The sequence below is a fragment of the Sphingobium cupriresistens LL01 genome, assembly GCF_001046645.1.
GTDB lineage: Bacteria > Pseudomonadota > Alphaproteobacteria > Sphingomonadales > Sphingomonadaceae > Sphingobium > Sphingobium cupriresistens.
Genome location: NZ_KQ130434.1, coordinates 2,368,402 through 2,381,283, shown reverse-complemented (window position 1 = coordinate 2,381,283; position 12,882 = coordinate 2,368,402). Strand labels below are relative to the sequence as shown.

The window sequence follows — 12,882 nt, the reverse complement described above, 5'->3', positions numbered from 1 at the left end:
TGATTGCCACAAACCGCAAGTCGCGCAAAATGCGAGCCATCGTGGAAACAGTTGCCTTGCGACACGTTCCGCGGCCAAAGCTGTTGATCCATGTTCGTCGGTCGCGAACAGGAATGCCGCGCATACGAAGGGACGATAAAGGGAATGGACAGCTTGATCGGGGACGCGGAACGCTATCGCATCCTGTTCGAAACGATGGAGGACGGCTTCTGCATCATCGAATTTTTCGATGGTCCCCATGGTCCCTTGAGCGACTATATCCATGTCGAGGCGAACGCCGCCTATGAACGTAATGCCGGCATTCCCGATGTCGTGGGGCAAAAGCTGCGCGAAATGGTGCCGGACGAAGCGGACGGCTGGGTCGAATTATACGGTAGCGTGCTTCGCACGGGCAAGCCGATCCGTTTCCAGCGCGAACTGGAAAAGACAGGCCATTATCTCGACGTCTCCTCCTTCCGCGTAGGCCCGTTTGAAAACCGGCAGGTCGCGGTGCTGTTCAAGGATATCAGCGCGCAAGTGAAGGCGCAAAAAGCGCTGCGCGACCTTAACGACACGCTCGAAGCCCGCATCGCGCAAGCGCTGGCGGAGCAGGAGGAAGCGGAAGGCGCGCTGCGCCAGGCGCAGAAGATGGAGGCGGTCGGCCAGTTGACCGGCGGTCTGGCCCATGATTTCAACAATCTGCTGGCCGGCATTTCCGGCGCATTCGAAATGATCGGCGTCCGGCTGGCGCAGGGGCGGACGGGCGATATCGACAAATATCTGACCGCCGGGCAGGGCGCGACCCGCCGCGCCGCCGCGCTCACCCATCGCCTGCTCGCTTTCTCCCGCCGCCAGACGCTCAGCCCCAAGCCCACCGTCGTCAATCGGCTGCTGGGCGATTTTTCCGAACTGGTCCGCCGCACCGTCGGCCCGCAGATAGAGGTGCAGACGATCGCCGCCTCTGGCCTGTGGCCCGCCCTGGTTGACGCCAACCAGCTGGAAAATGCGCTGCTCAACCTCTGCATCAACGCGCGCGACGCGATGCCCGCCGGGGGCAAGATCACGATCGAGACGGGCAATCGCTGGCTGGACGATCGCACCGCACGCGATCATGGCCTGACGCAGGGCCAATATGTCACCATTTGCACCAGCGATACCGGGACCGGCATCGACAAGGCGATCCTGGACCGGGTGTTCGACCCCTTTTTCACCACCAAGCCGATCGGCCAGGGGACGGGTCTTGGCCTCTCCATGGTGTATGGCTTCGCGCGGCAGAGCAACGGCCATGTCCGCATCTATTCCGAACCCGGCGATGGCACGATGGTCTGCATCTACCTGCCCCGCCATCGCGGCGAGGAGGATGTGGATTCGCCCGACATCGCCGAGCCGGTTGTCGAGGCGGAGGCGGGCGAGACGGTGCTGGTGATCGACGACGAACCGTCGGTGCGGATGCTAATCGTCGATGCGCTGCAGGATCTGGGCTATGCCTGCCTGGAGGCGGCGGACGGACCATCGGGCCTGCGCATCCTGGAATCACGCGGCCGGATCGACCTGCTCATCACCGATGTCGGCCTGCCCGGTGGGCTGAACGGTCGCCAGGTCGCCGACGCCGCCCGCACGCTGCGTCCTGATCTTCGGATATTGTTCGTCACCGGCTATGCCGAAAACGCCGTGCTGAACCATGGTCACATCGAACATGGCATGGAAGTGCTGACCAAGCCCTTCGCTATGGATGAACTGCACCGCCGCGTCGCGACGCTGTTGCAGGCGGAATAGGCAAAAGATACGGCCGGAGCATCATCCGAACAGATAGATATGGATCGGGTTCTGCGGGTCCAGCAGCATCTTGGCGGTCAGCGCCAGCGACATGATGATCAGCAGCGGCTTGATCAGCCGCGACCCGAACCGCATCGCCAGATGCGACCCGATCTGCCCGCCGAACAGGCTGCCCACCGCCATACACAGGCCCGCGACCCAGATCACATGGCCACCCGCGACCATGGTCAGCAGGCCCGCGACATTGCTCGCGAAATTGGCGGCCTTAGTCTGGGCCGTCGCGCGTAGGATCGACAGGCCGCCGAGCGCCAGCAAGATGGTGGTGTAGAAGGCGCCCGCGCCCGGCCCGAAAAAGCCGTCATAGAAGCCCACTACGCCGACAAGGCCCGTCAGGCCCGCCATGCCGACCCGCGCATGGCGATCGGCGTCGCCCAGCTTGGGCGAGAAGGTGAAATAGGCGGCCATCGCGACCAGCAGCGCGGGCATCAGCCCGGCCAGGATCGACGGATCGACCCGCTGCAACAGCCATGCTCCGGCCACCGACCCGACAAAGGCGGCGATGATCGGCCCCTTGTAGGTTTTAAGGTCCATATGCCCGCGCCGCGCATAGGCGACGCACGCGCCAAAGGTGCCGAAACAGCTTTGCAGCTTGTTGGTCGCCACCGCCTGCACCGGCGGTATGCCAGCGGCCATCAGCGCGGGCAGAGTAATCAGCCCGCCGCCGCCCGCCATCGCGTCGATGCACCCGGCCATCGTTGCTGCGGCCATGAGGAAGGCGATGGTTTCGGGGGACAGGATCAAGACCAGGAAGCCTTATTATGCTCCCGTTCGTGCTGAGTAGGGGCTGAGCGAAGTCGAAGCCCCATATCGAAGCATCCGCGCCAAGCTCAATCCTTCGATACGCCACTTCGACTTCGCTCAGTGGCTACTCAGGACGAACGGACCATTAAAGTCAGTATCGCGACAGGAAACGAGCAAACCCGCTTATTCCCTCAATAGGCGCGCGCTATAGCGAACTCCACCGCTTCGGTAAGGGCCGCTTTGGCCTTGCCGGCCTCGAAGCGCCCCAGCGCGTCAATCGCCCGCTGGCCATAATGGCGCGCGCGCGCCAGCGTGTCGGCGATCGCCCCGGTCTGGCGGAGCAGGCCGGTTGCATGGGCCAGGTCTTCGTCGCTGATCTTGTGGCCCGCGATCGCCGCCTTCCAGAAAGCGCGATCCGCCTCATCCCCACGCGCATATGCCAGGATCACCGGCAACGTCACCTTGCCGTCGCGGAAATCGTCGCCCGCATCCTTGCCCATGGTCGCGCCGTCCGATTCATAATCGATCGCATCGTCGATCAACTGGAATGCGATGCCCAGATTGCGGCCATAAACGTCCAGCGCCTGCTCCTCCGCCTCGTCGCGGTCGGCGACAACGGCGGAAATGCGACAGGCGGCGGCGAACAGGGCGGCGGTCTTGGCGCCGATAATGTCCAGATATTGTTCTTCGCTGGTGTCGATCTTGCGCTGCGCGGTCAACTGGTTGACCTCGCCCTCCGCGATCACCGCCGACGCATTGGCCAGGATCTTGAGCACCTTGAGCGACTCGGCTTCCACCATCAACTCGAAGGAACGGGAGAAGAGGAAGTCGCCCACCAGCACGCTGGCGCTGTTGCCCCAGATGATGTTCGCGGTCTTGCGCCCCCGCCGAAGCCCCGATCCGTCGACGACATCGTCGTGCAGCAGCGTGGCGGTGTGGATGAACTCGACCGCGGCGGACAATTTGTAATGGCGCGACCCGGCATAGCCGACCAGGTCGGCGCAGGCCAAGGTCAGCATCGGCCGCAATCGCTTGCCGCCGCCCGCGATCAGGTGGCCGGCCAATTCCGGGATCAGCGGGATGCGCGACTGCATCCGGTCCAGGATCACGGCATTGACCTGGTTCATGCCGTCGGCGACGAGCGCCATGATGGGGGCGAGCGAGGGGGCGCTGTTGGCGCGGCCGATCGGGTGGACGTTACCGGGGGCGGGTGCTGTCATGACCGCGCCCATGTGGCGATGCAAAATGTGAAAGGCAAGCGGGAATAGCTTGCGCGACGCGCCGGATGCGGCAAAAAGCGCGCCATCTGGAACCGGAGGCCCCACGTGGACGAGACTTTGAACCGCTATCGCGAAAGCATCGACAATATCGACGCGGCGCTGGTGTTCATGCTGGCCGAACGGTTCAAGGTCACCCAGGCGGTCGGCGAGCATAAGGCGACTCACGATCTGCCCCCCGCTGATCCTGGCCGAGAAGAGCGCCAGATCGCCCGCCTGCGCCAGTTGGCGCAGGATGCGAAGCTCGATCCCGACTTCACCGAAAAATTCCTGCGCTTCATCATCGACGAGGTGATCCGCCACCACGAACAATTGCGCGAGGGGTAGGGCTTTACTGGCGGTCAGTCTCTGCCGACCGGGGTTTTGACTGGCCCGGTGCCTGCGGCCGCCGGAGATGGCGCTGGCGCCGCTATTGGGGCAGGTTCCGCGCGTTTTTTCATGGTATCCAGACCGCCTGTGACCATCAGCTGCAAAAGCGCATGATATTGCTCGGATGTGATCGCGCCCTGCGCCCAGGCCAGGCAGCTATTCCAACCCATCTGACGATAGATTTCAGCATCCTGCGTTCGCTGAAACGTCTGGAGCAAAGTGGCGGTCACGGCGTCGGAGAATTTTGCGTCTATTCCCTTCGCTGTGAGTCCGGCAGTGGATGTCGCGCCATAAGCGACCGCGGCATCCGGCAGAGATTCCGCGCAGAAGCGCCTTGCCGTATTCGTGTCCATCAACACGGCCGTCCGGCGATCGCCGGTCATTGTGTAAACGGCCGGATTCTCCATAGCATAGACCTGTAACGGATCACTTTTCCACGCCGTCACAAGACCGGCACATCCAGGCAGCGTTACGCAACAAGCAATAGCCATCAAGCGAATCGCGAACATCATCGTTCCCCCTGTCGTTTCGACAGCGGAAGCATAGGTGATGGAGCCTTTGGGCGAAGACGCAACCCGGTCCGTTTCGGTGGGAAGAATGAGGTCGGGCCATTGGGCGACTACCCAGCCGGATAGCTCTCATGCCCGCCATTGTCCCAATGGAAGCCGGTATAGGTCAGCATGGTCGCGAAACTCTCCGACCGCACCTGATGCCACCAGCCTATGGGCACGAACAGCAGGTCGCCCGGCGTCAGCAGCACCTCATAGCGCAGCACGTCCTGCGCCTGCGGGTAGAGCGCCAGCCGGGCAGGGTCGGTGACGTCGCGTATATCGCTGAACACATGCGACGTGTGCGCCAGCCGCTGCGTCTGCGACGGCGGGATCAGGATCACGCGCTTGGTTCCCGTCACCTGCGCCAGCAGATTGTTGGTCAGGTCGAAATGCAGCGGGGTGAAGGTGCCTTCGCCGCCGATCCAGACCATCCCCGGCGCGCGCGTCAGATAGGCGTCGAGATGCCCCAGGTCCGCCGCCAGCGGCGCCAGCGCCGGCGCATTGGCGGCGCTGTTCGACGCGGTCAGATAGGCGTCGTTGCCACCCGCCCGCGCCAGGGCAATGAACTGGCGGAACGGCGCGCGCTTGCGGTGCCGATCCTTCTTCAGCTCATAATCCTGCGCGCCTGATCGCCCGCCCTGATATTCGATCTGCGCGTCGCCGATCGTTTCGGCCAGATAATCAGGCGTCCACCGCTCCAGCGCCGGCCAATCCGCCATGGCGCCCTTGATCAGCACTGGCCGTCCCGGCGCGTAGAAGCTGTGCAGGAAATCCTCGCCCGACAGATTTTCGGCGGTCAACAGGCCCGAAGCATAGGGGGACAGCGCCCGCTGCCGCTCCTGCACCGACAGCAGCCAGTCGCGCCGCTTCAGCGCCAGCCTATCTTCGGCAGCCTGCGGCTTGAGGGCGGGCGCTGGTGCAGCCAGGCGCGGCGCTGCGCCGAAATCAATCTGTCGCAGCGCCATCTGCATCCGCATGTCATGGGCCTGGGCGGGAAGGGAAGGCGGGCGCTTGCTCATGCCACCCCTTATCGCGCGCTCATGACAGCGATGTTGCAGAAAATGACGGTTGCGTGACGGGCTATTCCAAGACCGCGCCGTTCAGGCCGGCTCGACCAACTCGGCCTTCCTGCCCTGCGACCGGCCCAGCAATACGCCGCCCAGCGCCAGCGCGAAACCCACGATCTGCACCGGCCCCAGCCGCTCGCCAAACAGCAGCCACGCTTCGATCGCGGCCAGCGGCGGCACCAGCAGCAACAGCATCGACATGCGCGTCGGCCCCTGATGCCGCACCAGCCACACCAGCAGCGACAGCCCCGCCGCCGACAGCCCCAGCACCGACCAGCCAAGGCCGATCCACAACATAGGATCATTGTCCCAGCGCCATTCGCCCACGATCAGCGTCGCGGCGATCGCCACCATCGCCCCGCCCAAATTCTGCACCGCGCCGGACATCAGGATCGGGTCGCCCGCAATCTGGCCGCGCTGGATCAGCGTCCCGCCGGTCATGGCGATCACCGCGATCACCCCCGCCACCACCGGGACCAGCCCGGTCGCCCCCGCGCTGCTGCGCTCCAGCGCAGGCAGCAGCACGCACACAACCCCGCCGATTGCGATCGCCAGCCCGACCCAGTTGCGCCCCGGCAACCGCTCGCCCAGCAGCGCGACGCTGGCTACCGCGACCATCAAAGGCTGGGTCGCGCCCAGCAGCGACATGATCCCGGCCGGCATCCCGCGGCCGACCGCCCACCAACTGACGGTCAGGTAGAGGCCGTGCAGCATCGCCCCCGCCGCCAGATGCAGTCCCAGCCGCTTGCCCCTTGGCCACGCCTGCCGCGCGTAAATAGCCGCCCCGCCCAGCAATAGCGTCGTTGCGGTCAGGCGCACCGCCAGGATCAGTTCCGGCGCGCCATGCGGCACCACCGCCCGCGCGACGATGAAGCCGGTTGACCAGATTAGGACGAACAGGATGGATGCGACGATACCGAACATCCGCCGCCTTTGGCGCAAGGGCAGGGCGATGTCGAGCAGGCGCAAAGGAGGAGGGGACGGAGGCTCGCCCTCTCATCCCTGCAAATGGCGATTGGGCAGATGACCCGCCTTGGCTATCGCAGCGGCGCCGTCTCTCGCGCTTAGGGGGTAAGCGCCATCGTCGCCGCCTGGATCATCTGCCGGTGCGCATCGCTGCCGCGCGCTACGTCCAGCCAGGGCTGGCCGGTCGCCGATCCGCGGCTCTCATGCCATATCTTGCCCGCGACAAGGTCGATCTCCTCGTCAGTCGGCTGATGCCGGTCAGCCAGGCATCGCATCAGCAGCGCATGAAAGATATTGCCGGAATTCGTCTGAATTCGGTTCATGGGCATCCTCTCCTGGCGCCGATGTTTTCTCGGCTGCCGTAAGGGAAACTGCCAGATTCGCCGCCTTTCGTCAATGAACGGGAGTCACGTCGCGAAATGCCTATTCCCGCCCCGCCCGGATCGCCGCCCCGCCAGCGAAGGGCGTGATTGCCACCAGCAGCAGCGACGCCGCGCCCAGGAACTTCAGCGCTGCGCCGCTGCCATCGCCCAGCGTCCCCGCGCCAAAAATCAGCAGCGGCACCGCCAGCGGCAGCGCCAGCAATCCCGCGAGCGCGCCGCTCGATCGCAGCCCGGCGGTCAGCGTCGCCACCAGCAGCCCCAGCGCCGCCAGCGCGGGCGTGCCGATCAACAGCCCGATCTCCAGTTGCATGATCGTCGCCCCGTCCAGCTTCAGCAGCGTCGCGGCGGGCAGGGTAGCGAGCATCAGCGGCGGGCCGAAGCCCAGCCAATGCGCCGCCAGCCGGGCGATCACCACCATTTCCTCGCCGATGCCGCGCAGCGCGATCTGGTCCAGCACGCCGCTGTCCCGGTCCGGCACGACCAGCCGGTCGACCGGCAACAGGCTGGCGAGCAGCGCGGCGATCCACAGCATTCCGCCGCCGGTGCGCCCCAGCAGCGCGGCATCCGGCCCGACCGCAAAGGGGTAGAGGCTGGCGACCAGCAGCAGGAACGCGACCGGCAGCCACAGCCCCGCCGACGCCCAGGCCTGGCGCAAATCCCGCGCGGCGAGCAGCCAGAGCAGCCTCATGCCGGCTCCGCCTGATAGTCGCCGAGCACGATCAGCACCGGCGCGTCGATCGGCAGCGGCTGGTGGGAGGCTGCGACCACGATCCCGCCCGCCGCCAGATGCGTCGCCACCGCCGCGCCCAGCAACGCCGTGGACGCCGTGTCCAGCCCGTTCCCCGGCTCGTCCAGCAGCCAGATCGCCGCCCCGCTGGCGATCACCCGCGCCAGCATCGCACGCTTGCGCTGCCCGGTCGACAGCATCCGCACCGGCACCTCGGCCAGCGCTGTCAGCGCCATCGCGTCCAGCGCCGCCGCCACCGCCTGGCCGTCGGCCCGATCCAGCCTAGCCCAGAAATCGAGCGCTGGGCGCAGCGGCAGGTCGGCGTCCAGCGCCAGACGCTCGTCGGTCAGCGCGATCCCGCCGGTTCGCTCCACCGTGCCTGCAAAGGCCGGCAGCAGCCCGGCGATGACTCGCAACAGGCTGGACTTGCCCACGCCATTGGGACCGGTCAGCAACGCGCCGCCCCCCGCCGTCAGCGACAAATCAACGTCCCGGAACAGCATCCGCCCCCCGCGCAAACAGGCCAGCCCGTGCAGGCGCAGCGCCGCCCCGCTCATGAGGCGACCATATCCTCCAGCACATGCATATCGATGTCGGACAGGCCGAAATGATGGCCGATCTCATGCACCACCACATGGGTGATGAGCGCGTCGAGCGGCACGCCGGTTTCGACCCATTCGTCGAGCAGCGGGCGGCGGAACAGATGGACGGTCGGGGGCACGTCCCCGGTCTGCGCCTCCTGGCCCACCGGACGGCCGCTATACAGGCCGGTCAGGCCGAACGGATCGTCAATCTCCATTTCCTTCAAGATGTCGGCTGGCGCGAACTCTTCCACGAACAGCACGACATCGGACAGATGCGCGTTGAACGGGTCGGGCAGGCGACTGAGCGCCTCCAGCGCGAGCGTCTCGATCTCCTGGGGGGTCGGGGCGAAGCGGAGCGGTTGACCGGGGTGCGACATGCCTGCCACATAACCCAAGGCATTTCAGGCCCCAAGGCATTTCATGAGGATAGGGACATGATTGGCAAACTGAGCGAAGAGGATCGCGCCGTCGCGCTGGCCGACCTGCCGCAATGGACCAGCGTGGCGGAGCCGGAAGGCATATCGCGCCGCTTCACCTTCACCGATTTCGTCGGCGCCTTCGGCTTCATGACGCGGGTCGCGATCCTGGCCGAAAAGGCGGATCATCATCCCGAATGGTCGAATGTCTATAACAGGGTGGACATTCTTCTCACCACCCATGACGCGGGCGGCCTGTCACAACGCGACATCGACCTCGCCCATGCGATCGACGCGCTGGCGGATTGAGCATTCAGTAGTTGGAGACGCCCTCGATCCGGTCCTCATAACCCCGCAAGGCCGCCGTCACAGACCGATCGCCCGCATAGCGCCGCCGCAGCATCGCCAGCTTCGCGTCGGTGCCGCTGCACAATTCGGCGATATTTTCGGCGATATAGGCGCGCCGTTCGGCGTCATGGGGTTCTTCGCCACGAAAATGGTCGCATCCGTCGCGGTCCACCATGAATGTGGTGACTTCCTGCGGGAAGGGCAGGGCCGACCCGTCATCGTCCGACGGCGGCAGGTCCAGCGCGTTGCGCGGCGCCGGTTGCGCGCGCACGGTTACGACCGGTAACGCCTTCACCGGCGCGATGACGGGTTCGACGGGGGGCTGCAGGGGGGCGGCTTCTGGTTCGATCGAGGCGACGGTGGCGACTGGCTGCGACGGGCGATTGTCGGCCTGGGCATTGTCGGCGGACGAGCCGCGACAACCGGCGACCAAGGCCAGCATCAGCACCACAGGAACCAGACCCAAACGCCCGCTCACCCGATCTCCTCCCGCAAGCTGGCGATCAAATCGGCTACATGGGGCAGCCGCGACTCTTCTTCGTCCAGGATCGCCAGAAACGCGGCCCGCCTATAGTCGGCCAGAGCGTCGGGCGAAAGGCGGCTTGCTGCGGGCATTGCCGAAATCACGATGTCCAGAAGCCGCTCGGCGCCGTGCAATCGGCCCCACAGATAGTCATTCTCGCGATAGACCCTGCTAAAGAACGCGCCGAAGTTGTTGAATTCAATGCCCTTGAGTGTGGCGGCCGCGCCACCGCCGCGTATCGCGCCACAATCTTCCGGCGAAATCCGGTCGACTTTCACCGGATCATATTCATCCAGAGTGTCACCCTGGAGCAACGGTAGGGTGGCGATATCGGTGAAGGGAAAGCCCAGATAGGCGAGCAGCATCGTCCGCCGCCCCGTCTTGGGTAGGGCCGCGAAGGCGTCCGCCAGCATCTCGTCGGCCGCCTCGTCCCGCGCCTTCAACCCCCACGCCTGTGCCACCGCCGCCAGCGCGGCGGCGGCATCGGTCGACACCGCCTTGGCCGCCGCGGCGACGTCGGCGCCATGAAAGTCGCTATCCTCGCATTCGGCATAGAGCGCCAGCGCGCCATAGATGGCGTCATGCATCCCCTGCACCGCAGGATCGTCGGCCTGCGCGTCCAGTTCCAGCGTGTCGGCCAGTCGCCGCGCCAGATAGCGCAGGCGGCGGATGCGAAAGGCCAGGTCGTGGGCGCGGAAGAAGGCGACCGGGGCGGAGGCCGAACCGCTCTCAGCGCTCAACTGGTCGGCGCCATCCTTGCGGATATCGGCCCAGATCGCCTGGCGATAGCTTTCGCGCATCATGGCGCTGTCTTCGCCGCTCAGGCGGAACAGCAGCGCGCAGAGCGATTCGACAATGCCCGACAATTTCAGGTGCCCATAGGCCGGATAGGCGAAGCCCGCCGCGCTCGCCGCCCGCTGCTGCGCCTTGGCGCGCCAGGCGGACAGGCGCGTGGGCGTCGGCCGGTCCAGGAACAGCATCTTGCCGATCGCGCTCTCCACCTCCACCTCGATGCCGGGACGCAGCGCGTCCAATATCCGCCGCATCCGCCGGATGCGCGTGCTGTGCCGGTCGATCGCCTCCAGATTGTCGCGGATCGGCTGTTCGCGCGGAATGTCGGACAGCGCGCCGAAAATCGTGCGGAAGAAGCCAGGCAGCGGCGTGTCCGCCCCAGTTGGCGCATCCTGCTGCTCGCCCTCCTTGTTCAGGCGGATGGAACGGTGCCCCGGCTTGGGATCGATATAGACGAAGCGCCGGTCCACCTCCCGCCGCGACGGCCGGTTCTTCAGCGCGCCGATCGCCTGCGCGAAGGGGGCATTGGCCAGCACCGATCCGTCGATCAGCACCGCGTCCTCGGCTGTCCCGCGCGCCGCATGGCGGGGCAGGGCGCGCCCCAGAAAGGCGTCGCGCGTCGGCCAGGCGCGATGGCGGCGCTTGAGCACCCGGTCCAGCTCGCGCACGGTGAAGGGCGGGAAGGCGCCGGGGAAGCTGGCGGTCGCGCGCGCCGCGAACACCAGTTCGGCCGGATCGGCGAACGGTCGCTCCCCGCGTCCGCGCGCCTTGAAGCCGATCGACAGCCGATGCTCGGTCTCGATCACCTGCGGCGGGCTGTTGAGGTTCAGGCTTTGCGGATGCCCCTCGAAATCGGTGACGGTGACGAACAGGTCCAGCGGATGCCCGTCGGGTAGCAGCGGCGGACCATTGCCGGTCGCCGCCATCGCGTCAAAGGCGTCGACCAACATGGTGGAGAATATCTCCCCGCCAAAGGGTGGCTCGAACCAGCGCGACCGGATGAAGCGGGAGAGTTTCATCCGCACTTCTTCGCGCGTGTCCGGGGCCACGGTGCGCTCCACCGCATCGCCTGGCCGCCGCGCCGCCATCCAGACCAGGGGCGTCGCCCAGAATTTGGTCATGGCGCGGGCCGGGCGCGCGTCGGGGTCCAGCAGCCGGTCGACATCGGCATTGTCCAGCCACATGCGTGTCAGCGGCTCCAGCGACTGGCCCGTCTCGATCGCCTGCGCCAGGAAGATGCCGTTGATCCCGCCTGCGCTGGCGCCCGCGATGATGTCCGGCATCACGCGCAGCCGCACGCCGCTGGCCGCCTCCATCGCCGCCAGCGCCTGGGCATAGACCGCCTCGCTGCCGCCGCCGTCGCCCGGCGCGCCCTCATGAAAGGCGCGGCTGGCGCGCGCCAGATGCCACACCTCCTTGGTGATGCCATGCATGTAGATCGCCAGGCTGATGCCGCCATAGCAGACCAGCGCCAGGCGCAATTCCCGCTCCTTCATGGGGGGAACGTCGCAGAGGGCGGGGGACTTGTCGAGACTGACAAGTCAAAACAACGGAGGCAGCGGCTACCCAACCGAAAACTCCGCCCAGATCGGCAGATGGTCCGACGCCTTCCTCGCCGCACCGCTTTCATGGACGCCGCAATCCTTGAGCGTCAGCTTGCCGCAATGCATGATCCGGTCGAGCCGCGCCACCGGCCGCCGCGCATGGAAGCTCCGGCCGCAGGGCGCGAAACTATAGTGCCGCGCAAAGTCGGCCAGGCAGCCACGCCCCGCGCTCCATTCATTCAAGTCGCCCATCAGCACCGTGGGCATCGCCGCGCCCTGAGCCGCGGCATGGATCACCGCGGCGGCCTGCTTGCGTCGCCACAGTCCCGACAGGTCGAGATGCATCCCGAACACGCGCACGCTCGCGCCGCCCGTCGTCACCTCCGCCATGGTCGCGCCGCGCGGCTCCAGATAGGGCAGGTGCAGCACGTCATGCGCGCCCAGTTCGGCGCTCTTGCGCACCAACAGCGCATTGCCGTGCCAGCCCATCGAATCGGCCTGCACGTCCAGCGGCACCGCTTTATAGTCGCTCTGGCTGTCCATCAGCCGTGGCGGGATCGCCGCCGACCGCACGCCGAAACGCCGGTCGGCCTCCTGCAAAGCGATAATATCGGCGTCGACTTCCGCCAGCACCTCCAGCACCCGTTCGGGCATCCGCCGCCGGTCGGTGCCGATGGCCTTGCGGATATTATAGCTCGCGACGCGAATAGTTTTCATGGCCGTAACAATGCGCCAGCGCGCCGGATGTTTCCAGCGGCGCGATCGATGTTCTTGCATTG

15 protein-coding genes are annotated in these 12,882 nt (G+C 66.1%); 3 read left to right on the top strand and 12 right to left on the bottom strand.

The features are described 5' to 3' along the window. The first annotated feature begins 144 nt into the window (after positions 1-144). Positions 145-1,755 carry an ATP-binding protein gene (locus V473_RS11500; RefSeq protein ID WP_066605572.1) on the top strand — a complete coding sequence of 537 codons (1,611 nt, stop codon included), beginning with the start codon at positions 145-147 and terminating at the stop codon, positions 1,753-1,755. A 21-nt stretch (positions 1,756-1,776) separates the two neighbouring features. Here V473_RS11500 and V473_RS11495 read toward each other — a convergent pair whose 3' ends face one another. Further along, the gene (locus tag V473_RS11495) at positions 1,777-2,556 is read right to left on the bottom strand and encodes a TSUP family transporter (protein ID WP_066604064.1); all 780 of its coding nucleotides are present in this window, start codon (positions 2,554-2,556) and stop codon (positions 1,777-1,779) included. A gap of 191 nt (positions 2,557-2,747) precedes the next feature. Continuing rightward, positions 2,748-3,776 (bottom strand): polyprenyl synthetase family protein, encoded by a 1,029-nt coding sequence (locus V473_RS11490; RefSeq protein ID WP_066605565.1) that lies wholly within the window; start codon positions 3,774-3,776, stop codon positions 2,748-2,750. Between the two features lie 105 nt (positions 3,777-3,881). Here V473_RS11490 and V473_RS11485 point away from each other — a divergent pair, with 105 nt between their 5' ends. Continuing rightward, a complete protein-coding gene (locus V473_RS11485; RefSeq protein WP_066604061.1) occupies positions 3,882-4,160 on the top strand; it encodes a chorismate mutase in 279 nt (92 codons plus the stop codon). Positions 4,161-4,174: 14 nt separating this feature from the next. Here the strand turns inward: V473_RS11485 and V473_RS11480 are convergent, their stop codons facing one another. The 7 genes from V473_RS11480 to V473_RS11450 all read right to left on the bottom strand — a co-directional run bounded on the left by V473_RS11480 (position 4,175) and on the right by V473_RS11450 (position 8,857). Further along, entirely contained in the window at positions 4,175-4,714 is a 540-nt protein-coding gene (locus V473_RS11480) for a hypothetical protein (RefSeq protein WP_148648366.1), read from the bottom strand. Positions 4,715-4,821: 107 nt separating this feature from the next. After that, positions 4,822-5,772, bottom strand: a complete 951-nt coding sequence (locus tag V473_RS11475; RefSeq protein ID WP_066604057.1) for a cupin-like domain-containing protein — start codon at positions 5,770-5,772, stop codon at positions 4,822-4,824. 81 nt (positions 5,773-5,853) lie between these two features. Beyond that, positions 5,854-6,744: a DMT family transporter gene (locus V473_RS11470; protein ID WP_066605563.1), complete on the bottom strand. Its 891-nt coding sequence runs from the start codon at positions 6,742-6,744 to the stop codon at positions 5,854-5,856. A gap of 140 nt (positions 6,745-6,884) precedes the next feature. Further along, a complete protein-coding gene (locus tag V473_RS11465) occupies positions 6,885-7,109 on the bottom strand; it encodes a hypothetical protein (RefSeq protein WP_066604055.1) in 225 nt (74 codons plus the stop codon). A gap of 100 nt (positions 7,110-7,209) precedes the next feature. Then, positions 7,210-7,857: a heme exporter protein CcmB gene (locus V473_RS11460; RefSeq protein WP_066604053.1), complete on the bottom strand. Its 648-nt coding sequence runs from the start codon at positions 7,855-7,857 to the stop codon at positions 7,210-7,212. Continuing rightward, the gene (ccmA, locus tag V473_RS11455) at positions 7,854-8,453 is read right to left on the bottom strand and encodes a heme ABC exporter ATP-binding protein CcmA (RefSeq protein WP_066604050.1); all 600 of its coding nucleotides are present in this window, start codon (positions 8,451-8,453) and stop codon (positions 7,854-7,856) included. Before ccmA ends, V473_RS11460 begins: the two co-directional genes overlap by 4 nt. Next, positions 8,450-8,857, bottom strand: a complete 408-nt coding sequence (locus V473_RS11450) for a metallopeptidase family protein (protein WP_066604047.1) — start codon at positions 8,855-8,857, stop codon at positions 8,450-8,452. Before V473_RS11450 ends, ccmA begins: the two co-directional genes overlap by 4 nt. Here V473_RS11450 and V473_RS24560 point away from each other — a divergent pair. Then, positions 8,753-9,205 carry a 4a-hydroxytetrahydrobiopterin dehydratase gene (locus V473_RS24560; RefSeq protein ID WP_269076437.1) on the top strand — a complete coding sequence of 151 codons (453 nt, stop codon included), beginning with the start codon at positions 8,753-8,755 and terminating at the stop codon, positions 9,203-9,205. The genes V473_RS11450 and V473_RS24560 overlap by 105 nt on opposite strands. Positions 9,206-9,209: 4 nt before the next feature. Here the strand turns inward: V473_RS24560 and V473_RS11440 are convergent, their stop codons facing one another. From V473_RS11440 to V473_RS11430, 3 genes are all read right to left on the bottom strand, one after another. After that, positions 9,210-9,689: a hypothetical protein gene (locus V473_RS11440; RefSeq protein WP_066605560.1), complete on the bottom strand. Its 480-nt coding sequence runs from the start codon at positions 9,687-9,689 to the stop codon at positions 9,210-9,212. Between the two features lie 29 nt (positions 9,690-9,718). After that, positions 9,719-12,055: a patatin-like protein gene (locus V473_RS11435; RefSeq protein WP_066604043.1), complete on the bottom strand. Its 2,337-nt coding sequence runs from the start codon at positions 12,053-12,055 to the stop codon at positions 9,719-9,721. Between the two features lie 66 nt (positions 12,056-12,121). Beyond that, positions 12,122-12,820 (bottom strand): endonuclease/exonuclease/phosphatase family protein, encoded by a 699-nt coding sequence (locus V473_RS11430; protein ID WP_066605555.1) that lies wholly within the window; start codon positions 12,818-12,820, stop codon positions 12,122-12,124. Between the last annotated feature and the right edge of the window lie 62 nt (positions 12,821-12,882).